Raw genomic sequence first — 21,474 nt, forward strand, 5'->3', positions numbered from 1 at the left:
CATCCTGCAGTAACGTCTGTGTGATCTGCATCATGCAGACCTTAGTTTGACTGACTACGCACATCGCTGTGCGATTTATTTAAAACTTTGAATTAACAGGTACGTTTTGTCTTGTTTAGTTTTCAAAGATCATCTCAACCTCATCTCGAGGCGACTTTTTCAGTATAACATTTCAGCGTTTTGCTGTCAAATGTTTTTGTTTTATTTCTCCGCCGCTGTGAGCTTTTTGGTGAAGCGCATCAGCGACGTTTAATAATATACCATGCCTATGATTCAGCGTCAACACTTTTTTTGAAAGAATATCCTCGATGATATACTTCCTGCCCTTTGGTCTCTATTTGAGATACTTCAACAAAGCCTTTTTCCGTCAGGTAATCAAGCATGACACCGAGATCTTGGGTGAAGTGCACCAGTTCAGTGTGCTGAAGCAATTCTCCAAACTGCCACATTTCTTTTTCTTTCATCACTTGAAAAAGGTGCGCAGAACCGATTTCAGCTTTTGAATGGATGAGAAAATCATTTGCTAAGAATAATAATTCAAGCCTTTTCTCCAAGCTTTCGTGACTCTCGACAAGTTCGGAATATAGCTTATATACCTGCGGCTCAATGTGACGGACCTGGTTCCAGACTGTCGTTTCGGGATAAAACCCCCGGTCAATCACTTCTATGCGGGCCAAGTGGTGAAGAGCGTGCACTACCGCATAATATGCATCCAGAAAATGATCAGCTTCAAAAAACGCTTTTCCTTCTACAAATCTTCTGATCAGCTTGCCGTATTCCATTCCGATCTTTAATTTCCGCTCGGCGAAAGGAAAAGTGCTGAGCCGGTCATTGAGTTCAGATATATATTCATTGCGGTCAAACAGCACTTTACCGTTGATGATCCAATCTATGACTCTTCTATTTGTCCCAAGCAGAATCCATTCCTGAAGCAGAGAATCCGTTACAATATGTAAAGAAGCGGTTTTGTGTTCGAATTCATAATGCTTTATAAAAAGAGGTTCATCAGCCTGTTTGACAATGACAAGCATGACCGCATCAAAGTTATCCGTGATGGATGATGCTTTACTCCTTCTCTCAATCATAAGGACGGCCAGCGTATCGGGATGACTTGCTCTTTCTTGGTAAATTGGACGGAGAAGATTGTCCATTACGATTCCTCCAATGCGATTGTTTCACTAGCTATTGTTTCTACATTTCTATGATAAAACATGAAAGTCCTTTTTTCTAAACACATTGCACTATTATAACAAATTTCCTTTCAGGTGCCATATTTATTCTTCCCTTTTCTTACGAAAACATGAAGAATATGCCATCTGTTTTGTGCTATAGTTAAACCAGAGGGGGATGGACATGGCGAAATACTCAAGCAAAATTAATAAGATCAGAACGTTTGCGTTAAGTTTGGTTTTCGTTGGGTTTATCATTATGTACATCGGGCTGTTCTTTAAGCAGTCTGTTTTGCTTGCCAGCTTGTTTATGATTCTCGGCCTGCTGTCGATCGGACTCAGCACCGCCGTTTATTTTTGGATCGGCATGCTGTCCACAAAAGCGGTCCGGGTGATGTGCCCCGCTTGCGAGAAAGAAACGAAGATTCTGGGCAGAGTGGATATGTGCATGCATTGCAGAGAGCCGCTTACATTGGATAAAGGATTGGAAGGCCAAGCGTTCGATGAGTCTTATAACAGAAAAAACAGTGTAAAATAAACGAAGCTGACCGTATCAAAGCGGTCAGCTTCGTTTAGTGGTTTTCTTTTTTGGAACATTCTTGGCAGACGCCGTAAATCTCCAAACGGTGGTGGCTTACCTTAAACCCTGTGACGTGAGCAGCAAGCTGTTCCACTTCGTCAAGCCCGGGATAATGGAAGTCCACGATTTTTCCGCAGCTTTCACAAATGGCGTGATAATGGTCAGAGGTGACAAAGTCAAATCTGCTGGACGCATCTCCGTACGTCAGTTCCTTTACAAGCCCCGCTTCCCGGAATACACGCAAATTGTTATACACTGTCGCAACACTCATATTAGGGAATTTCCCTTCCAAGGCTTTATATATATCGTCCGCTGTCGGATGTGCCATAGAATCCACGAGATATTCCAGAATGGCATGACGTTGAGGAGTAATCCGGACTCCCGTATCCTTCAACGTGTCTAAGGCTTCTTTTAATTCATGTGCAGCCATCCGTCATGCACCTCTCTTCTAAAAAAGATTCTTACTTTATAATGTTTATAATTAGTGTACATCTTTTTCCGGTCTCCTGTCAAATGTAATCTGAAGAAAACCCCGTGAGTTCAGCATTTGTCCATTAATTAGACGCAATTTGTTCCAATTCGCGAAGCGCCTCGGCAACGTGATCTTTCACTTTTACCTTTCTCCACTCCTTCACAAGACGGCCTTCTTTGTCTAACAAAAAAGTGGATCGCTCGATACCCATATATTCTTTCCCAAAATTCTTCTTCAGCTTCCACACATCAAAAGCTTCCGCCAGTTTGTGCTCATCATCAACGAGGAGCTGGAAAGGAAGATCGTGTTTTTGCTTAAATTTTTCATGTTTATCACGGCTGTCAGGGCTTACTCCGATGATAACCGCATCAAGTCCCGCGAAACTTTCGTGCTGATCACGGAAATCACATGCTTCCGTCGTGCATCCGGGTGTCATGTCTTTCGGATAAAAATAGAGAACGACGTACTTCCCTTTAAAATCCGTCAGTGCTACTTCTTCCCCGCTGTCATTCACTAATTTCATATCCGGTGCTGTTTGTCCGATTTCAATCGTCATTTCTTATACCTCCGGGTTTTTTATTAAGCGTATCCAATTCACGTTAAGATTACAACCGTTATCCCCCCGCTCTTTTCTGGAAGCATGAACCGTTGTGCTCGCAATGAAGCATGCTACAATAGAACATGATGTAAGGAGATATTAGGAGGGTCATTTTTGTATACAAAATCAGTTGAACTTCATAAGGAAGCGTTAGAGCATATCGTCGGAGGCGTGAACAGCCCGTCCAGATCCTATAAAGCGGTAGGCGGCGGTTCACCCGTTGCGATGGAAAAAGCGAATGGCGCTTATTTCTGGGATGTAGACGGGAATCAGTATATCGATTATTTAGCGGCTTACGGCCCGATTATTACCGGACATGCCCATCCGCATATTACTGAAGCGATTAAAACAGCGGCCGAAAACGGCGTGCTGTACGGGACGCCGACCAAACATGAGGTCACTTTCGCCAAAATGCTGAAGGAGGCCATTCCTTCACTTGATAAAGTACGATTCGTAAACTCAGGCACTGAAGCGGTGATGACAACGATCCGGGTTGCACGCGCTTATACAGGCCGGACAAAAATCATTAAATTCGCCGGCTGCTATCACGGCCATTCTGATCTCGTACTTGTCGCTGCGGGTTCCGGCCCGTCTACGCTCGGCACCCCTGATTCCGCCGGCGTGCCGAAAAGCATCGCCAATGAGGTGATTACCGTTCCTTTCAATGACATTGAAAGCTACAAAGCCGCGCTGGATAAATGGGGTTCAGAAATTGCAGCGGTTCTCGTCGAGCCGATCGTCGGCAACTTCGGCATCGTTGAACCTGAAGAAGGATTTTTAGAACAGGTAAATGAATTGACCCATAAAGCGGGCGCGCTCGTCATTTATGATGAAGTGATCACGGCGTTCCGTTTTATGTACGGAGGCGCGCAGGATCTTCTTCAAGTGAAGCCTGATTTAACGGCGCTCGGTAAAATTATCGGGGGCGGCTTGCCGATCGGCGCTTACGGAGGCAAAAAAGAGATCATGGAGCAGGTTGCTCCGCTCGGCCCGGCATATCAAGCCGGCACGATGGCCGGAAACCCGGCATCTATCCTATCAGGCATCGCCTGCCTGGAAGTGCTGAAGGAAGAAGGCGTTTACGAGCGGCTTGATGAGCTCGGCGCCAGACTTGAGCAGGGCATTCTCGCCCATGCGGAGACACATGGCATTACCATCACCGTCAACCGTTTAAAAGGCGCGCTCACGGTTTACTTCACTGATGAAAAGATCGTCAATTACGAGCAGGCGGAAAATACAGATGGAGAAGCATTCGCCAAGTTCTTCAAGCTGATGCTTGAGCGCGGCATCAATCTCGCTCCATCGAAGTATGAAGCTTGGTTTATCACAACCGCACATACTGAAGAGGATATCGACGCCACTTTACAAGCCGTTGAAGATGCGTTCAGACATATGAAAAAATAACTGCTGAAACAAGCGGGAGCCCAGGGCTTCCGCTTTTTCTTTTTGTCCGATTTGTGAGATAATGGTTTTTTCAAAAAAAGACCTTGAATAATTGGTATGATCCCTGTATATTACTTTATTGTTTAGCAAATCAGCCGACAGGGAAATGTAAGTGTCAGCCGTTCGTTCGGCACATAATTTATTAGAGAAAGGAATGCACGCACAAACCAATGAAACTTGGTGCCCGCATTTTTAAAACAGGGATTGCGATTACGCTCGCGCTCTACTTAGCATCATGGATCGGACTTCCGTCGCCGATCTTTGCCGGGATTGCAGCTATATTTGCCATACAGCCCTCTATTTACAGGTCTTTTCTTATCATTATTGATCAGGTTCAGGCAAATATCATCGGCGCTGTCATCGCTACGGTATTCGGACTGATTTTCGGACCGAGTCCGATTATGATCGGATTGACCGCAGTGATTGTCATCACGATCATGTTAAAACTGAAAATTGAACACACCATTTCGATTGCGCTCGTGACAGTTATCGCGATTTTAGAAACACCGGGAAACAGCTTCCTGACGTTCGCTCTGATACGAACAAGCACCGTTATTTTAGGCGTGCTGTCTTCTTTTATTGTGAACCTTGTGTTTCTTCCGCCGAAATACGAAACGAAGCTGACTCATCATACAGTTGAATATACCGATGAGATCATGAAATGGATCAGGCTGACGATGCGCCAGTCCACGGAACACTCGATATTGAAAGAGGATATTGAGAAGCTGAAGGAAAAAATGATGAAGCTTGATCATACGTACCTTCTTTATAAAGAGGAGAGAAGCTACTTTAAGAAAACGACGTATGTAAAGTCGCGCAAGCTTGTTTTATTCAGACAGGCGATTATTACGGCAAATCGGGCGCTTGATACACTGAAAAAGCTGCACCGCTATGAAAACGAGATTTATCATATGCCGGAGGAATTTCAGGAGACGCTGACAGAAGAAATTGATTATCTGCTTCATTGGCACGAAAGGATTCTGATGCGGACGGTCGGCAAGATCAAACCGCATGATGACGATGCTGAAGAAAGCATAAGATATAAACAGCTTTTGACGAAGTCTTTCTTGAAAAATCAGCAGAACTGCGAGGATGAACTGCTTGATTACAATATGCTCAGCATTATGGCTGCGGTTGCGGAATACCGCGAGCAGCTGGAGCATCTCGATACATTAATTACGAGTTTTCAGACATACCACCCGAAAGACAGCGAATTAGAAACAGACGAAGAGTAACCCGGTGCTTCCGTAAACCGGGTTTTTTTGCATTCAAAAAAACGTATGCCGCCCATTCGGACGGCATACGTTTTTGTATCAGTTCAAATTCTGAATCGTAAATAAGTGTCTGTACTGGCCGCCTCGGGCCATTAATTCCTCGTGCGTGCCGGTTTCGACGACGGCGCCGTTTTCCATGACGACAATTTTATCCGCGTGGGTAATCGTGGACAGCCTGTGGGCGACGATAAAAGTCGTCCGGTTTTTCGCAAGCTTTTCCATCGCTTCCTGAATGTAGTGTTCACTTTCAAGATCAAGAGCCGATGTCGCTTCATCCAAAATCAGCAACGGCGGATTTTTTAAGAATACACGGGCGATCGAAATCCGCTGCTTCTGCCCGCCTGACAATTTGACGCCCCGTTCGCCGACTTTGGTTTCGTAGCCTTCGGGGAAGTTCATAATAAATTCATGGGCATTTGCCGCTTTCGCAGCCGCAACCACCTCATCCAGAGACGCTCCCGGTTTACCGATGGCGATATTTTCACGAATCGTCTCACTGAACAGAAACGTATCCTGAAGCACCATTCCAACTTGATTGCGGAGGCTTCTCGCTTCATAATCGCGAATATCTGTGCCGTCAATCAGCAGGCTGCCGCCGGATACATCATAAAAACGCGGTATGAGGCTGACAAGCGTCGATTTTCCGCCGCCGCTCATTCCGACGAGCGCGACGGTTTCCCCTTTTGTCACCTTTAAGGAAACGTCCTGCAAAATCGTTTCTTTTCCTTCCTCATAACGGAACGAGACATTTCGGAATTCAACTTCGCCCTTAATGTCGTCAGCTTTTACTGCATTCGGTTTATCAGTCAGTTCATACGGCTCGTCGATAAATTCAAATATACGGTCCATCGAAGCGATCGACTGGGTCAGCGTGGTCGATGAGTTGATCAATCTTCTGACCGGATTGTACATTCTGTCAATATAGCCGACGAACGCAACCATCGTCCCTACCGTCAGCGGACCGTTTATGACAAAATAACCCGCAAACGCGATAACAAGCAGCGGCGCCAAATCCGTAATGGTATTCACGACTGCAAACGTTTTTGCGTTCCAATTCGTATGACGGATCGCTCTGTCCAGAAAATGTCCGTTTTTTTCATCAAAATTGGCTTGTTCATAATCTTCAATGGCAAAACTTCTGATAACGGGCATCCCCTGAACTCTTTCGTGCAAATGTCCCTGAACTTGGGCGAGTGCCTGAGAACGCTCACGTGTCAGTTTTCGGAGGCGGCCGTAAAAGTATTTCACTGAAATTCCGTATAACGGAAACAAAATGACAGATATCAATGTCAGCTTGACATCGAGTGTAAACATAATGCAGATGACGATCAGCACCGTCATCATATCAAGCCAGATATTCATCAGTCCCGTTATGACAAAGTCTTTTGTCTGTTCGACATCATTTATCACCCGGGAAATGACTTCGCCCGTTCTCGTGTTGGCATAAAACCTCAGGCTCAATTTTAGAATATGATCAAACAATACCCCCCTGATATCGTAGAGCACCCGGCTGCCCGTCCATTGCGCGAAGTATTGCCGATAGTACTCTACCGGGGGACGCAGAATTAAAAACAGCACGAACATGATGCCCATTATCGTGAATAGCGATGAAGTTTTAGCGCTTGCCGTTCCGCTCCCTTGAATAATGTCATCGACCACGTATTTTAACAGAAGCGGGAGAGCCAGCGGGATGGAGAATTTTATAATGCCGATTAACACTGTGATAAAAATTTGTTTTTATAAGGTTTTACAAATTGCATATAGCGTCTGATTACGCCCACACTTTATCCCCCTCTCTCTTTAAGGCGTGTGAGCCCATGTGAAAAACCTGTTGACACCCCAACAGGTTTTTTATTGTATTCTTTATTTTGTATAGCGCAGATACCGTTCATACCACATATCAACAAATTCCGGAGCAAACGGTCCTTTCCGCTGATGAATCCAGTGCAGCAGCGTATTCAGATACTCCTTCAGAATGCTGTCGATCTCTTTAGGGTAATTCATTGATTTGCGGTGGTCATCGTATTCATCCTCGTCAAGAATGTTATATGTCATATCCGGAAACACCTTGACATCCAAATCGTAATCAATATATTTGATGGCCTCTCCGTCATAAGCGAACGGCGAGCTGATGTTGCAATAATAGTGTACCCCGTCATCTCTCAGCATTCCGATGACGTTAAACCACTGACGGGCATGAAAGTAGCAGATCGCCGGTTCTCTCGTCACCCACGTCCGTCCGTCGGATTCCGTCACCATTGTCCGGTCGTTGGCTCCGATGATACACAATTCCGTACTTTTTAAAATCGTCGTTTCATTCCAAATTCGATGAAGCAGCCCGTTATGCTTATAGCTGTGAATTTGAATGGTTTCTCCTTCCTTGGGATATCCCATATTTCTCCCCTACTTTCTGTAAAGCCCTGCAGTCAATGCAGCCGCAATTGCTTTCCGACAAGTCTTTTCACTATTATAACGTTACGAATTAAAAAATGAAAATAAAAGAACCACTCCGCTTCCGGAATGGCACATTCATTTCTGCACATAGGAAGACGGCTTTTCCGTGCTGCGATAAGACTGGATGACTTGCTCTGTCTGCCTTTGGAATAACTCCTGTATGCCGGCCAGGTCTTTTCGCTTTGTCGCAATTTCGTCCTGTACATTGTCCAGCTTTGCATCTCTTTCCAGACTGATAAGTTCCGCTTCCACCTGGCGGCAGCGGTCAAGTTCTGACTGCAGCTCGAGAAGCTGATCCATGATTTTCATCTGTTCACTTACAAGCTTTTCAAACTCTGACATCGGGTTCCTCCTTAGGCTTTTAGGTTGATACTCCTTACCATTTCGATTTTCCGCCGGAAAACCCTTTGACTCATTCTGTAGAGGAATCACAAGTTTTGTCGTTTCGGCAACAGAAAAAAGCACTTCCATCCGAAGATGAAGTGCTTTTTCGTTTCAGTGATTAGCTGTTTTGCTGTTTGTTTTGTTCAGCAGATTGGTTTTGCTTTCTAACCTGCTGCGCATCAGTTTCACTGGCGAATTCAGTGCCGAATTGACCCTGACCGGAAGCTGATTGCTGGTTTTGTCTTTTCACCTGCTGAACGTCTGTTTTGCTGAATTTTGAGTTTGCCATTGTTATCACCTCCACGCACTTTAGAATGCGCAGGAGACGATAAGGCTATTCATCTTTTTTAAAACTTATACGAGCAGAGAGCGTCCGCCGTCAATAATGATGGTCTGGCCGCGGATCATGTCCGCTTTTGAAGAAACTAAAAACTCCACCGTGTCGATCATATCTTTAATCTCGACCATTCTGCCGGCCGGCGTATTTTGGCGGGCATCTTCCAGCAGTTCATCTCTGTTAGGGAAATGCTTCAGCGCGTCCGTATCAATCGCTCCGCCTGACACCGCGTTTACGATGATGTTTTTCGGAGAAAGCTCAACCGCCAGATAACGGGTTAACGATTCTAAAGCAGCTTTTGAGACACCGACCGTCGTATAGTTTTCAAGATAGCGGATGCTGCCTAGCGAACTGATGCTGACGATGTGGCCGCCTCCGTTTTTCTCCATCATCTTTGCTGCTTCCTGAGCGCAGAAAAGCAATGCTTTCGCGTTGATATTCATCGTCCAGTCCCAGTGTGTTTCTTCGAGTTCCATAACCGGTCTCAGCACGCCTGAAGCCGCATTATTGACGAACACGTCCAGTCTGCCGAATGTTTCGTCAATCTGGCGGAACATGTCTTTGATTTTTGCCGGCTGGCCAACATTAGCTTTAATAACGAGCGTTTTAACGCCGAGTTTTTCAATTTCTTCGGCGGTTTCTAATGCCGCTTTTTTACTGCGGGCGTAATTGATGACGATATTGTATCCTTTTTCCGCGAGTCTGATGGCGGCTGCTTTCCCGACGCCTCGGCTGCTTCCCGTGATCAGTGCGCATTTATTTTGTTCCATTTTTCCTCAGCTCCTTGCTGTGTATAGTTCTTTTCATTCAACAAACAATAAAAGCAATATGTGTTGAAAGGGGTCTTTTATATGTATGTCGGACGTGATATGGGCGAATTGGCCATGATGCCCAAACAAGATTGGAGAGATTCAGAGCTCGCCTATTTCCATCATGCCTTCCAGCAAATTATGCCGTATTTAAACGAAGAAGGCCAGTCCAAATACCGGGAACTGATTCAGGAAATCGAAGCCCGCGGCGGACTGAAACGGAATGAAGCGGATTACGGCCACGGCACTCGCGTCAGCTATGACTGACGCTTTTTACAGGCGGCCGCTTTCTTCCGCCATTTTCCATATCTTTTGATGGGAAACGGGAAATGCGTATTCCTTGAGCTCCTCTTTTGTGACCCGTATGAATTCCGTTGTATCCGACACTTGTTTTACTTTACCGAAAAAGACCGAAATATTCCAGACGAGATGGGTGAAAACATGTTCTACGATGCCTTCCAGCTCCCCGATTTCAGCGGTTATTCCCATCTCTTTTTCTAAATAGGCTTCAAGCTGCTCTCTTTCGGTTTTGATTCCTTTCTGGGTTTCGGTATTCGGAAACTCCCACAGGTTGGCGAGCAAGCCTTTTGGCGGCCGTTTATGAATATAGACATCGCCTTGATCGTCTGTCAGCACAACGGCTGCCATTGTTTTTATTCCGGGCTTTTTCTTTTTGCTTTTAACGGGCAGCTCCCGCTCTGTCCCTTCCGCAAATGCCGAACAGTGCTTTTGTACGGGGCAAAGCAGGCATGACGGCGATTTCGGGGTGCAGATGATCGCGCCGAGCTCCATTAAACCCTGATTGAATTCAGATGGTTTTTCATGAGAAATGAAAGCGGATACCGCCTGTTCGAAAATGGTTCTGGTTTTAGGTTTTGCGATATCGTCCCATATGGAAAGAATTCTCGACATGACACGCATCACATTGCCGTCTACGGCGGGAATCGGTTTGTTGTATGCGATGCTGAGCACGGCGCCTTTTGTATAAGGGCCGACGCCTTTCAGTCCGCCAAATTCCTTTTCCCCGGCAGGGACGACTCCCCCGTACCGCTCATGCACTTCTTTTACGGCACTTTGCAGATTTCTTACACGGGAGTAATAACCTAGCCCTTCCCAGGCTTTGAGCACTTTTTCCTCATCGGCTTCAGCGAGCGCCGAAACGGTCGGAAATTGCTCAACAAACCGCAAGAAATAAGGAATAACGGTATCTACGCGCGTCTGCTGCAGCATCACCTCTGACACCCACACCCGATACGGGTCCTGATTTTCTCTCCACGGCAGAATTCTCTGTTCTCTTTCGAACCATGTAATTAAGTCCTCGCGAAATTTGTCTATATCTTTTTGTTTCATTTTTTCTTCAAGTGCGTTCATATCTTCTCCTCAGATGTTTCGGGTTCCGCTTTTCTTGACACTGTATTTTGGTGTAAACTAAGGGCACGTTACGATAATATGTTACATTAAATAGTGATAAAGAAAAAGCGGAAACATATGAGAACGGCGGATAAACGCCATGATTGGGCAAACAGAAAATGGGGAATATCTTATAATGCGAAATATGCGGGCGGCTGATTTTTAACGCCTGCTAGGAGGTCAACAATGGATACTGGCACTCACGTTGTCATGGGTATCGCGCTTGGCGGAATCGCAACTCTTGATCCTGCCGTCGGCATGCACACCCCCATGTCTCAGGCAGTTATGATCGCCGCGCTTGCCGGCTCTCAGGCACCTGATATTGATACCATATTGAAGCTGAAAAATAATGCCGTTTATATTCGAAATCATAGAGGATTCACGCACTCCATTCCCGCCGTATTATTTTGGTCCGTTCTGATTCCGGGTATTTTGTTTATGTTTTATCCGGAAGCGAACTTTTTGCACCTGTGGCTGTGGACGCTTCTGGCTGTCGTTTTGCATGTGTTTGTTGACATTTTTAACGCGTACGGCACACAGGCCATCCGTCCGTTTTCGAGAAAATGGATCGCTCTCGGTTTAATCAATACCTTTGATCCGTTTATTTTCGTCAGCCATTTGGCCGCGATTGCCGTGTGGTATATCGGAGGTCATCCGGGCGTGACATTTCTGATGCTTTATATCATCCTCGCAGGATATTACGCCGTCCGGTTTTTGATGCAGCTGCGGATAAAGCGAAGGCTGCGCGAAATGATTGAAGAGGAGATTGAAACCATCATTATTTCGCCGACGATGAAATTCAGGCAGTGGCGTATCGCCGTGACGACGGCGCATGCCTTTTATGTCGGCAGAAGCCTTGACGGCCATGTCGTGATATTGGATACATTCAACCGCGTGCCCGTTCCGGAAACCGATGTGATGAAGGCCGCGAAACAGGACGAAAATATTGCAGCCTTTCTTTCATTTTCCCCCGTTTACAGGTGGGAGGTCGATACTTTTAAAGATCATTATGAGGTGCGCTTTATTGATTTGCGCTACCGGAGCAAAGGCCACTATCCTTTTGTCGCCATCGTCCACCTCAGTCATGATTTAGAGCTTCTCTCTTCCTACACGGGCTGGATATTCAGCGAGGAAAAACTGCAGAAAAAATTAAAGCTCGGCTCTGTTTAAGAGCCGGGCTTTTTTTGTCTTCTCACATATATAGCGGCAAACACGAGACTGATCACCGATAGGGCGGCCGCGGGTTTAAAAAACGGCGGGTAATACGTTAATTGAATATCGTTTTTCCTTTTTGCGCTTTAAATCCGATAAAGGAATAATCCGCTTTTTCAATCTGTTCTTTTCTGCCGTTTATCTTCAGCTCCCAGCCTTTTTCATATGGAATCGGAAGCATGATATACGGCGCGCTGGTTTTGTTTTCATACGAGATATGAAGCGTATTTCCGCGCCATCTGAGATCGGCCCGCGGTGCTTTTTCCGCTTTTCGGTATGCGTTTTTCAGCGTATCGTACCGTTCTTCGTAAAGCGCCAGTCTGTCAAGCTGATACGATCCTTTCGGCAGACGGATTTGGATGTTTTTGTTTTCGGCACTCTGACAGTAAGATCGTTGACACCTGTTTTGTAAATGGATCGATTCGATTTTCTCGTTGTCGTGTAACCGTTCACTTTTAATGTAAAGCCCTGGTCCTTCGCTTTATTCTTCAAATAAAAGCTGACGTAATAATCGCCGCCGTCCATCTTAGCGGCTTGCGGCATAATGATCAGGCCGCCGCCGTCTTCGTTTACCGTCAGGATGCCGTCTTGATAATCCGAATGGTCGGCCGTTACCTTTGCCTGACGGATCATATTTTTCGCTTCAGGCGCTTTTTTCGTGTTGGCTGTGCTTGATTCCGTGATGATCCCGTCAAGCATTGCCCGTTCTCTGGCAAGGGCGGGCGCTTTTTTCAGACCGTCCTCGTTATATACGCGATCAGCTGTCCGTACGAACGGAAGCATATATTGATTTTGATAAACCGCATAATGGGATGATTCCATGATTTTTTTGAACCCGTACGGCACGCCGGCCTCGTTTGTTTTTCCGTCATATAATATTTTCCGTAAAGCAGGCTGTATAAATTAGCCCTGTTTCCTAATGTCGCATAGCGGCTGACGCTTTCTCTGCCCATATCAATCCGGAGATCGTTCCAGTAAAAGGACAGCAGATTGCGGTTCAGGATGCTTGAGTATACGCTGAATCCGTTGAACCCGTAAATGATCGGGGTGTTATTGAAAACACCGTTCATCCAATCTAAACGGGCAAACGGATCAGGGTCTTTTTCTTTCAGACGCTGAATAAGCTCTGTTTGTTCTTTGCCCTTATAGTCAGGACCCGTCATAAAGGTATGCGATACCGTATAAATCTTCCCGCCTTCTGATAACGCATATTTTTCATATGTATTAGCCGTCAGCACCGCCGTCAAGAGAATGACGGCATAGACGGCGGGCACCGCGCCTTTCAGTCTTGTCTTTGCTGCAAGGAAAGCGGCAATGGTCAGCCCCAGAAGGAGCAGGATAGGCAGGTTGGCCTGATCAGAAATATCCAGGCTGAACCGTCTCACTTGGCTCCAATAGAGCAGAACGGCGAGTACGGCGGATATCAGCATACTCTTCATGCTGATGTCTGAAAGCTTAGAAAGCCCTGCTGCAACCGTTCCCGCAATCGTGAAGCACAGGACGTATTCAAACCTGTTTTGCGGAGCTGAAAAACCGTTAAAGGCGCTTGCCGCAAACGGACTGAAGTGAAACAGAATGTACAGCAGACTGATTCCCGCAAACAGCCGGAACAGCCGGTTTTTATATAAAGAAAATGTAAATAGAAAAAGTAAAAAACCGCCGGCAGAATGATTATCCGGCTTGAAAATAAAATGTTGTCGGAAAAATCAAGCCATGCAATTTGCTCTGAATACGGCGGCCGCAGATTATGAAGATATCCGTATACGACAGGGATAAAGGAGACTGCGCTTATGCCGAAGCCGAGAAGGCCTGACAGAATAAACATTCTGCATTGAGTGAGCTTTTTGGCTTCATTGTCTTCAAGATGAATGATCCATCTGAATAAGATGTAAATGCCGATGAAAATCAGATTAATATACGCAAAATAAAAGTTGTTGATCAATGTCAGCGCACAGGCGAAGATAAACCACGCCGGCTTTTTTTCCCTGATGATTTTTTCCGCGCCGAGCACGAGCAGCGGCAGCCACACCATACTGTCAGTGAAAAAGTCCCAATACACCTCATGCCGGAAGTAGATAATCGAGACCCCGTACAACACGGCGCCGGCAAAAGCAGGCACCGTCCGTTTGACGAAATAGCGGAACACACACGCCGCCGTGAATATGATGAAACTCTGCTTGGCGATGCTGATAAAAACGGAGGCCTGCGCCCAAAACAGCGCATCAGCCTCACCCGTCAGCTGAATAAGCTGCAAAAAGCGGACAGCGGCGGAGATAAACAGGAATAGAAAAGAAGTAGAGAAATAATAGCCGAGCTGACTGTACACTCCCCCGCCCAGTCCGAACGAATAGCTGTAAAACAGCCTGCCGTTCATATATTGATCAAACAGCAGCTTTTTGAAGACCGCCATTTGGGCGATCCCGTCTCCAGACCCCGTCATATAGCGGCCTGCCGACCACTCTTTTAAGAAAAAAATATGAGCGGCTGCCGCAGCCAGCACACAGGCTGCCGGCAAGATCCATTTATTTTTTTCATACAACGTCCCCAGACCCTGCGCACAGCGGCGGCTGTTTAATGGTTCCACTTGCGCTTTTTTGTATAATTCGTTTCATTTTGTTCTCCGTACGTTATATTCGCTTCTTTAATTAAATAGTGCGGGCGTTTTTTGTTTCATAGTAAATCCGGCCGATGTATTCTCCGATGATGCCGAGACTCAAAAGCTGGATGCCCCCTAAAAACAGCACGGCGGAAATAATGGTGAAGTATCCGGGTACGGACACGCCGTGTGTCAGAATATGAACAAAGGTTGTTACAATATAAACCATCGACAGAAGCAATATCAGAATACCGGTGAAAAAGCATACCCTGAGGGGCTTGTTGTTGAAGGAGACGACACCGTCCATTCCGTAGTTGAACAGATTGCTGAATGACCATTTGGACGTGCCGTTCTTCCTTTCGACATTTTCATAAAATACGATTTTCTGGTCAAACCCGATCCAGCAGAACAGCCCTTTCGAGAAACGGTTCCCTTCACTCAGCTTCAAAAGAGCATCAACGGCCTGCCGGCTCAGCAGGCGGAAATCTCCGACCCCGTCACGCAGGTCCACTTCGACGGCTTTGTTGATAAATTTATAATACAGGGAAGAAAGCACGGAACGCACGGGGCTGTCCCCTTTTCGGTTGCGCTGCGCGATGACTTGGTCATACCCTTCTTCATAGCCTTGAATGAAGTCTTTCAGCAGATGGGTCGGATGCTGCAGATCGGCGTCCATCACGATTACCGCTTCGCCCTGCACGTGTTCAAATCCTGCCAGAATGGCCGCTTCTTTCCCGAAGTTGCGGGAAAAAGATATGTATTTGACGCGATGGTTTCTGGCGGCCAGTTCTTTAATCTGCTGAAGGGTGTCATCCGCGCTTCCGTCATTGATGTAGAAAATTTCATAGTCATAATGAATCGTCTGAAATTCTTTTTTTAAAGATTCATGGATGAGCTTGACGTTGTTCCCTTCATTGTAAGACGGAATAATAATTGAGATTAACCTTTGTTTCATGAAGGCACCTTCTTTGTATTATTCTTTTTTAGGACGGCCTTAAAGGAATTGTCCGCAAAACTTCAGTAAGGCTTTTCCTTTTTTAATGACGTTTAAACCCTTTTTTGTTACAGGGAAAGAAATTTTTTTCTGCATATGATTTATATTTTGTCATGTTTTTCGGCAGATATGAGAAAAAAAGAAAAAGTCTGTACGCGGGACAGACTTTATTGCTGAAGGTATTCATGAATCAAATGGCTGACGATGCGTGGTTTTTCGTGAATGACCCAATGTGAGGCATCATCTATGAAGATTAAGTCGCCGTTTGGAATCATCCGTTTTGTTTCCTTGGCGAGCTTTTTGCTCAGCGCGCGGTCGTTGACGCCCCATATTAACCGGTACGGAACGGGCATTTTAAGCGGAACGGCAGGGCCTAAACCGCCGGCTCTGATCGCCCGGTACCAGTTCAGCATCGCCGTGAGCGCTCCTTTTCTGACCCATGCTTCTTTGTAGCTGTCGACATCTTCCCGTGAAAAAAGCGCCGGGCGTTCGGATAAGCCGATCGCGTGATCCAATACGCGGTAATCGTCTTCAGACAATCTCCGTTCAGGCTTTTCCGGAAGCTGAAAGAAAGCGATATAAGAGCTTTTCTTCCACTGCGGCGGGTAGAACGGTGTGACCTTCCGCATAACCGCCGGGTGCGGGATATTGACCGTGATCAATTTTTCAACGTATTGCGGCCGCGTGGATGCCAAATGCCAGGCCACGGCTCCTCCCCAATCATGTCCGATGACGACGGCTTTGTCATTTGTAAAATGAGTGATCAGCCCGATAATGTCGTCTCTGAGCGTATCAATGGTATAGTTTTCAATGCCCTCCGGTTTGTCACTGAGATTATAGCCGCGCTGATCAGGCACGACAACATGGTATCCGGCATCCGCCAGCGGTTTGATCTGACTCTTCCAGCCGTACCAGAATTCCGGAAACCCGTGCAGCAGCACCGCCAGAGGACCGTCTTTCGGACCGGCTGAAGCCGTGTGCAGCGTCACTCCGTTTGTTTCGATCATGTGAAACGTAATGTCATTCATCGATTCTCCTCCCCGTTTGTTTCAATCTTCTTTCTGTTAAGACGATGATCAGTACGCTGATCGCAATCAACAATACGGCCTGAACAATCAGGGCGAACGGCTGAGTCAGCCGGATAAGCAGGCTGCCCGAAAATCCAGCTGCCGCCGAAATAAGGCCGAACAGAATCATGAGGAGCGCACTGAATCGATTGCCTTCTTTCCACTGCGACTCATCCGCCATAGAGCGCTTCGTCCGATATCCGTACAGGCTGTTGATCGACTTCGGCGGAAAAAATGTGACTGAAATGCCGGCCGCAGCCATCAGAAGGCCGCCGATCACCATTATCATATCCATCACTCTCCTTTTCATCTTTTACGAAAGGAAAGGCGAAAAGTTTCAGAAAAAAAGCAGGCTCATTCGCCTGCCTGAATCTTTATTTTTGAGTTAAGTCGGCCGTTTTCACATAACCTGCTTTCCCGCCGTATGTGATGTACGCCCATTTACGGTCAAACCCTCCGTCATGGCTGAACCCCCCAGCCGAGCACATTGACGGTTTCACCCGCTTTAACGGACCCTTTTTTGCCGGTTTCCAAAGTCGGCGTATAAAAATCGGTTTGTTTCGCGGTCACCGCCTTCACCGGCTGCTTCATCAGAAAATGCGTGGAAATATAGGCTTTGTGACCTTTGTAGTCAATTTCAGCCCAATCTGCTCCTTGAAGCCGTTTAACCTTTACGGAATCCTCTGAACGAAGCGTGCCGATAATCCGCCCTTGTTTATTGGGTTCTTTGCGGACATTAAGTTCTCCTGCTTTCACGATATATGTATCTGCTGCGGTGTCTATTTTTGTCTGGTGAACTGCTGCGGCATTCGCTGCCGGATCAAAAAAAACGGTGCCTGCGGCTAAAAATAAGCAAAGTCCTGCGGCCGGAATAAATGCGGTTAACCCCTTTTTCATGTTCATTGTGGTTCCTCCCCGCTATTTTATAAGTTATTACACATTTCCACATTTTGCGGGTCGTCAAACATGATTTTCCCATTTCTTTTATAAAAAGAAAAACCGCCGGACGGTATCCGGCGGGCGTACTGCTATATTAATGCAGGAGACCCCTGCTTTGATCCAAATAATGAGAAACGTCTTCCCGAACGCTCTGGAACATATGGAGCTTGCTGCCGTATGATTCGATCCATTCCTTGACGACGCGTTCCGTCATTTGCTCTCCTTGATACGGGCGGCCGGCTTTTGCGTAAGTCGCTTCGAAATCTCCCCATAAAAGCTCAACCCAAGTCCGCGCTTGCAAATAGCTGAGCATGTCATTTTTCTCAAGCAGCAAATTCGTCAGTTTGTCGATATATGTATTCATGTCTCTGTCTCCTTTCCTTGGGAAAACCTGCTGCTTTTACGCAGCTTGTCACAGGCATATACTAACTTTACGTCTTCAGTCCAGAAGGCGCAACCTTTTGATATTGGCCGAGGGGGAAAACAAATGGTCCGGAACAAGGCAAAAGGATTTCCTAATCAGAACAATAATAAGTTTGAAGGCGAACCGCGGGCAAAGGATGACTACGCTTCTAAACGGGCGGACGGTTCAATTAATTCGCACCCCCAAGAGCGCATGAGAGCTTCAGGCAGACGATAACATACACCGTAAAAGACCGGGAATGACCCGGTCTTTTTTTTGCGGAAAAAGACATCCTCTTGCGGTCATAACGCTAAATAAATTCCATAATATGTTAAATGTTAAAACGAAAGCCGGTAGACAAAAAAGGAGGGGTTTTATAAAATGAAGACAGTTTCAAAACGATTGCTGAGCCTTACCGCATTCTTACTGTCAGTTTCATTATTTGCTGTTTCAGCTGAAGCAGCGGGCAGCCCGCAGACATCTGTATCAAACAGCGGTGAGGAGTTTGACGCAAATCAGAATCAGCCTGTACAAACAACACAGACATCCCCCGCTTATGAAGGAACGGGCCTCACCAAAAGACAGCTTGCACAAAACAGCAAAGCTGACATCAAGTCATTAAAGCCTTCCAGTATTATTGGGACAGACGAACGAATCAGAATTTCTCCCACAACATCATTTCCATATCGAGCGACAGCACAGCTGACCGTTACATACAGCGGCAGCACAAGCACCTACGGATGCACCGGTTTTTTTGTCAATGCCGACACGATCGTTACGGCGGGACATTGCGTGTATGATCAGAAAAACGGCTGGGCATCGAAAATTACGGCAGCTCCCGGCCGCAACGGGTCATCGTACCCGTACGGCTCTTATTCAGGCAAGACATTCTACAGTGTCAAAGGGTGGACAGAAAACGGTGACACAAACTACGACTACGGCGCAATCAAAGTAAACGGGTCGCCCGGGAATACTGTCGGCTGGTACGGCTACCGGACGACCAACAGTTCCAGTCCGGCCGGGCTTTCCTCAACCGTGACAGGATATCCGTGCGACAAAGTGTCCGGTTCCATGTGGTCGGACAGCAAGCCGATACGTTCTGCCGAGACATATAAACTCACTTACACGACAGATACGTTCGGCTGCCAGAGCGGATCGCCCGTTTACCGCAATTACAGCGACACCGGCCAGACCGCCATTGCCATTCATACAAACGGCGGGTCGTCTTACAATCTGGGAACAAGGGTGACAAACAGTGTATTCGACAACATTCAATATTGGTCAAATCAATAAAGCTTTTGTTATCTTTCTCGCGGCGGCCGTTTTATGCGGATGCGGCAAAGCGGATGATTCCGCCGCCAAAAAAGCACTGCCCGTTACGCTCCATGTTGAGGATGCAGACGGTTCACCGGCGGCCGGTGTGACGGTTACCGTGATGAAAGCGGCGGAGTCAGATCATCAGCCGAATATAGACCGCGGAGAGATAATAGGCAAGACTGATCACCACGGCGAGATGACATGGAAAAGCGGCGCGAAAGGAACCTATGCCGTCGTTTTTGAAAAAGACGGGGTACCGGAAACCCGGAATATTTCCTTAGCTGAGAGCGATAAACATACGGTGATCAGCATTACATTGAAACACTGAAAAAAGCTTGCAGGCGGAATATCCCCTGCAAGCTTTTTGTTATCCTTTATGCACTTGGTATTCATAAACATCTTTCTTCTCAGACAGATGAGCGAACGTGGAAAGCACAAGGCCGAGAGCCGTCATCAGCGCACCGCCGGCAAACAGCCATGAGTAAGATCCCGTTCCCCCGAGAATCAATCCGCCGATCCAGGCGCCGAGCGCGTTTGCCAGGTTAAAGGCGGAAACGCTCACCGCAGCGGCTATTGTCGTGCCGTTTTCAGAGGAAGAAATAACCTTGGTCTGCAAAAGCGGCGGCGTGCCGAACGCACATGCGCCGAACAAAAATGTCGCTGAAACGGCGGCGGCGGGAAAGACAGCGATATAAGGGAAAATCGCCAAGACGCCGATCAAGCCGATCATCACACCGATCATCGTGCGCGTCAGCAGTTTGAGCGGCACTTTCCCCGCGAAGAAATTCCCCGCCACTCCGCCGAGACCGTAGGCAAATAACGCGCCTGTGATGCCGACTGTGCCGAACCCCGCTGAATCTCTTAAAATCGGCTCAATAAACGTGTAAGCGATAAATACGCCTGAGTAGCCGAGAATGGTGATCGCAAAGGAAAAAATCACTTGTTTATGCTTAAAGACACTCCATTCATTCATCAGCATCGGAATCACTTTCGGTTTTCGATTCCGTACGACCAGCATCAGTCCGATCAGACCGATCAGGCCTAAAACGGAAATAATGAAAAAGACGGCACGCCAATTAAGGGCATCCCCTAAATAAGAGCCGAACGGGACGCCGAGCATCAGCGCCACGGTTAATCCGCCGTTCATGGAAGCCGCGGCGGCGGAACGTTTTTCAGGCGGCACCATTTCACTCGCAAACACCATGGCGATCGCAAAAAAGGCTCCGTGAATGGATGCGGATAAAATTCTGGAAATCGCCAGCACGGCGAAGTTCGGCGCAAAGACGCTCATCAGGTTGGCAAGGACGAAGATGCCCATCAACCCTAGCAGCACTGGCTTTCTCGGCAGCTTAACCGCGATAATGGTTACAATCGGGCCCGTCAGGCAGACGCTTGCCGCGTACGCCGTAACAAGCATGCCCGCTGAAGATACATGTATATGAAAGTCATCGGCAATCGACGTCAGAATACCCATGACAGCATATTCCGTATACCCGATGGAAAATGTGCAAATCATTAAAACAAAAATCATTAATTTCACAGATGGCTGTTTCATGTTGATATTCAACGCAAATCGCCTCCTTTTATTAAAAACAACGAATTCCATCTTAAAAGATATCAAAAATGAATTCAATCATTTTTTACTGAAAGGTTGAAACGAATGTGCCCGAAAAGAAAAGAGGCCGGAACCGGCCTCTTTTGTTATTATTTTTCTTTTAAAACGGAAATCGGCAGTGCTTCTTCCCCGTCAGACGGGGAAGATCTGTGTCCCCAGGCGAATACGCCGTTGATGTAATCAATGCGGAAAGTGTCATCAGAACCTTCTATCTGATACACCCCGCCGGGCCGAAAGTCTTCCGGGTTCAGCATGTAAGCTTTGGCCATCGTCATTTTCCGTTCAAGCACGGCCAGTTCATTTACAATGCCCATCTGTTCCGCTTTTCGCGCTTTTTCCGTCAGTCCCGCAATTTCTGTCTGTAGTTCATGAGGCGTCATTTGACTGTATCGTTTGTCCAT

General features: G+C 46.8%; 22 protein-coding genes and 5 pseudogenes. 8 read left to right on the top strand and 19 right to left on the bottom strand.

The features are described 5' to 3' along the window. Positions 1-266: 266 nt before the first annotated feature. On the bottom strand, positions 267-1,151 hold the full coding sequence (locus D368_RS18500; protein WP_101562839.1) for a nucleotidyltransferase-like protein: 885 nt from the start codon (positions 1,149-1,151) through the stop codon (positions 267-269). A gap of 202 nt (positions 1,152-1,353) precedes the next feature. Between D368_RS18500 and D368_RS18505 the strand changes: the two genes are divergently transcribed. Beyond that, positions 1,354-1,707 carry a YgzB family protein gene (locus D368_RS18505; protein ID WP_003155464.1) on the top strand — a complete coding sequence of 118 codons (354 nt, stop codon included), beginning with the start codon at positions 1,354-1,356 and terminating at the stop codon, positions 1,705-1,707. A 34-nt stretch (positions 1,708-1,741) separates the two neighbouring features. Here the strand turns inward: D368_RS18505 and perR are convergent, their stop codons facing one another. Then, positions 1,742-2,179, bottom strand: a complete 438-nt coding sequence (gene perR / locus D368_RS18510; protein ID WP_003155465.1) for a peroxide-responsive transcriptional repressor PerR — start codon at positions 2,177-2,179, stop codon at positions 1,742-1,744. 124 nt (positions 2,180-2,303) lie between these two features. Continuing rightward, positions 2,304-2,777, bottom strand: coding sequence for a thioredoxin-dependent thiol peroxidase (bcp, locus tag D368_RS18515; RefSeq protein WP_003155466.1), 474 nt, complete (start codon positions 2,775-2,777; stop codon positions 2,304-2,306). A 156-nt stretch (positions 2,778-2,933) separates the two neighbouring features. Here bcp and D368_RS18520 point away from each other — a divergent pair, with 156 nt between their 5' ends. Continuing rightward, positions 2,934-4,223, top strand: coding sequence for a glutamate-1-semialdehyde 2,1-aminomutase (locus tag D368_RS18520; RefSeq protein ID WP_007408567.1), 1,290 nt, complete (start codon positions 2,934-2,936; stop codon positions 4,221-4,223). Positions 4,224-4,432: 209 nt separating this feature from the next. Continuing rightward, positions 4,433-5,497 (top strand): aromatic acid exporter family protein, encoded by a 1,065-nt coding sequence (locus tag D368_RS18525; RefSeq protein ID WP_003155468.1) that lies wholly within the window; start codon positions 4,433-4,435, stop codon positions 5,495-5,497. Positions 5,498-5,575: 78 nt separating this feature from the next. On the opposite strand, the pseudogene D368_RS18530 reads toward D368_RS18525, so the two are convergent. The 5 genes and pseudogenes from D368_RS18530 to fabL all read right to left on the bottom strand — a co-directional run bounded on the left by D368_RS18530 (position 5,576) and on the right by fabL (position 9,481). Continuing rightward, positions 5,576-7,317 (bottom strand): annotated as a pseudogene (locus D368_RS18530) (ABC transporter ATP-binding protein). Positions 7,318-7,399: 82 nt separating this feature from the next. Further along, complete coding sequence (gene ntdP, locus D368_RS18535; RefSeq protein WP_003155475.1) at positions 7,400-7,930, bottom strand: nucleoside tri-diphosphate phosphatase; 531 nt, start codon at positions 7,928-7,930, stop codon at positions 7,400-7,402. Between the two features lie 135 nt (positions 7,931-8,065). Continuing rightward, the gene (locus D368_RS18540; RefSeq protein ID WP_003155476.1) at positions 8,066-8,332 is read right to left on the bottom strand and encodes a YgaB family protein; all 267 of its coding nucleotides are present in this window, start codon (positions 8,330-8,332) and stop codon (positions 8,066-8,068) included. Positions 8,333-8,492: 160 nt separating this feature from the next. After that, a pseudogene (locus D368_RS18545) lies at positions 8,493-8,645 on the bottom strand (gamma-type small acid-soluble spore protein); the annotation flags it as partial. Between the two features lie 83 nt (positions 8,646-8,728). Further along, entirely contained in the window at positions 8,729-9,481 is a 753-nt protein-coding gene (fabL, locus tag D368_RS18550) for an enoyl-[acyl-carrier-protein] reductase FabL (RefSeq protein ID WP_003155478.1), read from the bottom strand. Between the two features lie 81 nt (positions 9,482-9,562). Here fabL and D368_RS18555 point away from each other — a divergent pair, with 81 nt between their 5' ends. After that, the gene (locus D368_RS18555; RefSeq protein WP_003155479.1) at positions 9,563-9,787 is read left to right on the top strand and encodes a hypothetical protein; all 225 of its coding nucleotides are present in this window, start codon (positions 9,563-9,565) and stop codon (positions 9,785-9,787) included. Between the two features lie 6 nt (positions 9,788-9,793). Here D368_RS18555 and mutY read toward each other — a convergent pair whose 3' ends face one another. Next, positions 9,794-10,891, bottom strand: coding sequence for an A/G-specific adenine glycosylase (mutY, locus tag D368_RS18560; protein WP_071391453.1), 1,098 nt, complete (start codon positions 10,889-10,891; stop codon positions 9,794-9,796). Positions 10,892-11,116: 225 nt separating this feature from the next. On the opposite strand from mutY, the gene D368_RS18565 reads away from it, so the two are divergent. Next, a complete protein-coding gene (locus D368_RS18565; protein WP_003155481.1) occupies positions 11,117-12,100 on the top strand; it encodes a metal-dependent hydrolase in 984 nt (327 codons plus the stop codon). A gap of 97 nt (positions 12,101-12,197) precedes the next feature. Here the strand turns inward: D368_RS18565 and D368_RS20355 are convergent, their stop codons facing one another. The 8 genes and pseudogenes from D368_RS20355 to D368_RS18595 all read right to left on the bottom strand — a co-directional run bounded on the left by D368_RS20355 (position 12,198) and on the right by D368_RS18595 (position 18,102). Then, positions 12,198-12,503 (bottom strand): YfhO family protein, encoded by a 306-nt coding sequence (locus D368_RS20355; protein ID WP_486129303.1) that lies wholly within the window; start codon positions 12,501-12,503, stop codon positions 12,198-12,200. After that, a complete protein-coding gene (locus D368_RS20360) occupies positions 12,428-12,988 on the bottom strand; it encodes a YfhO family protein (protein ID WP_486129301.1) in 561 nt (186 codons plus the stop codon). The genes D368_RS20355 and D368_RS20360 overlap by 76 nt, the downstream gene beginning before the upstream one ends. Further along, positions 12,874-14,582: pseudogene (locus D368_RS18570) on the bottom strand (YfhO family protein). The gene D368_RS20360 and the pseudogene D368_RS18570 overlap by 115 nt, the downstream one beginning before the upstream one ends. Positions 14,583-14,713: 131 nt before the next feature. Then, positions 14,714-15,693 (bottom strand): annotated as a pseudogene (locus D368_RS18575) (glycosyltransferase family 2 protein). A gap of 206 nt (positions 15,694-15,899) precedes the next feature. Continuing rightward, complete coding sequence (locus D368_RS18580) at positions 15,900-16,760, bottom strand: alpha/beta fold hydrolase (RefSeq protein ID WP_128575033.1); 861 nt, start codon at positions 16,758-16,760, stop codon at positions 15,900-15,902. Beyond that, positions 16,753-17,088, bottom strand: coding sequence for an SdpI family protein (locus tag D368_RS18585; RefSeq protein WP_070081524.1), 336 nt, complete (start codon positions 17,086-17,088; stop codon positions 16,753-16,755). Before D368_RS18585 ends, D368_RS18580 begins: the two co-directional genes overlap by 8 nt. 85 nt (positions 17,089-17,173) lie before the next feature. Beyond that, positions 17,174-17,702: pseudogene (locus D368_RS18590) on the bottom strand (SH3 domain-containing protein). Positions 17,703-17,832: 130 nt separating this feature from the next. Beyond that, positions 17,833-18,102: a YfhJ family protein gene (locus D368_RS18595; RefSeq protein WP_003155492.1), complete on the bottom strand. Its 270-nt coding sequence runs from the start codon at positions 18,100-18,102 to the stop codon at positions 17,833-17,835. A gap of 123 nt (positions 18,103-18,225) precedes the next feature. Between D368_RS18595 and D368_RS18600 the strand changes: the two genes are divergently transcribed. The 3 genes from D368_RS18600 to D368_RS18610 all read left to right on the top strand — a co-directional run bounded on the left by D368_RS18600 (position 18,226) and on the right by D368_RS18610 (position 19,786). Next, positions 18,226-18,378 (top strand): small, acid-soluble spore protein K, encoded by a 153-nt coding sequence (locus D368_RS18600; protein WP_003155495.1) that lies wholly within the window; start codon positions 18,226-18,228, stop codon positions 18,376-18,378. 144 nt (positions 18,379-18,522) lie between these two features. Then, on the top strand, positions 18,523-19,434 hold the full coding sequence (locus D368_RS18605; protein WP_003155497.1) for a trypsin-like serine peptidase: 912 nt from the start codon (positions 18,523-18,525) through the stop codon (positions 19,432-19,434). Beyond that, positions 19,397-19,786 carry a DUF2606 family protein gene (locus D368_RS18610; RefSeq protein ID WP_101562836.1) on the top strand — a complete coding sequence of 130 codons (390 nt, stop codon included), beginning with the start codon at positions 19,397-19,399 and terminating at the stop codon, positions 19,784-19,786. The genes D368_RS18605 and D368_RS18610 overlap by 38 nt, the downstream gene beginning before the upstream one ends. Positions 19,787-19,825: 39 nt before the next feature. Here D368_RS18610 and D368_RS18615 read toward each other — a convergent pair whose 3' ends face one another. Continuing rightward, positions 19,826-21,019, bottom strand: a complete 1,194-nt coding sequence (locus D368_RS18615) for an MFS transporter (RefSeq protein WP_128575079.1) — start codon at positions 21,017-21,019, stop codon at positions 19,826-19,828. A 143-nt stretch (positions 21,020-21,162) separates the two neighbouring features. Next, positions 21,163-21,474 (bottom strand): YfhH family protein, encoded by a 312-nt coding sequence (locus D368_RS18620; RefSeq protein WP_025650230.1) that lies wholly within the window; start codon positions 21,472-21,474, stop codon positions 21,163-21,165.

It is taken from the genome of Paenibacillus lentimorbus NRRL B-30488 (genome assembly GCF_000411595.1).
Classification (GTDB): Bacteria; Bacillota; Bacilli; order Bacillales; family Bacillaceae; genus Bacillus; species Bacillus velezensis.

Coding starts and splice junctions, on each gene's coding strand:
- bcp (WP_003155466.1), bottom strand. CDS start 2,777: ATGACGATTGAAATCGGACAAACAGCACCGGATATGAAATTAGTGAAT.
- ntdP (WP_003155475.1), bottom strand. CDS start 7,930: ATGGGATATCCCAAGGAAGGAGAAACCATTCAAATTCACAGCTATAAG.
- D368_RS18595 (WP_003155492.1), bottom strand. CDS start 18,102: ATGAATACATATATCGACAAACTGACGAATTTGCTGCTTGAGAAAAAT.
- D368_RS18555 (WP_003155479.1), top strand. CDS start 9,563: ATGTATGTCGGACGTGATATGGGCGAATTGGCCATGATGCCCAAACAA.
- D368_RS18580 (WP_128575033.1), bottom strand. CDS start 16,760: ATGAATGACATTACGTTTCACATGATCGAAACAAACGGAGTGACGCTG.
- perR (WP_003155465.1), bottom strand. CDS start 2,179: ATGGCTGCACATGAATTAAAAGAAGCCTTAGACACGTTGAAGGATACG.
- D368_RS18525 (WP_003155468.1), top strand. CDS start 4,433: ATGAAACTTGGTGCCCGCATTTTTAAAACAGGGATTGCGATTACGCTC.
- D368_RS18585 (WP_070081524.1), bottom strand. CDS start 17,088: ATGATAATGGTGATCGGCGGCCTTCTGATGGCTGCGGCCGGCATTTCA.
- D368_RS18565 (WP_003155481.1), top strand. CDS start 11,117: ATGGATACTGGCACTCACGTTGTCATGGGTATCGCGCTTGGCGGAATC.
- D368_RS18620 (WP_025650230.1), bottom strand. CDS start 21,474: ATGGACAAACGATACAGTCAAATGACGCCTCATGAACTACAGACAGAA.
- D368_RS18505 (WP_003155464.1), top strand. CDS start 1,354: ATGGCGAAATACTCAAGCAAAATTAATAAGATCAGAACGTTTGCGTTA.
- D368_RS18600 (WP_003155495.1), top strand. CDS start 18,226: ATGGTCCGGAACAAGGCAAAAGGATTTCCTAATCAGAACAATAATAAG.
- D368_RS18500 (WP_101562839.1), bottom strand. CDS start 1,151: ATGGACAATCTTCTCCGTCCAATTTACCAAGAAAGAGCAAGTCATCCC.
- fabL (WP_003155478.1), bottom strand. CDS start 9,481: ATGGAACAAAATAAATGCGCACTGATCACGGGAAGCAGCCGAGGCGTC.
- mutY (WP_071391453.1), bottom strand. CDS start 10,891: ATGAACGCACTTGAAGAAAAAATGAAACAAAAAGATATAGACAAATTT.
- D368_RS18540 (WP_003155476.1), bottom strand. CDS start 8,332: ATGTCAGAGTTTGAAAAGCTTGTAAGTGAACAGATGAAAATCATGGAT.
- D368_RS18605 (WP_003155497.1), top strand. CDS start 18,523: ATGAAGACAGTTTCAAAACGATTGCTGAGCCTTACCGCATTCTTACTG.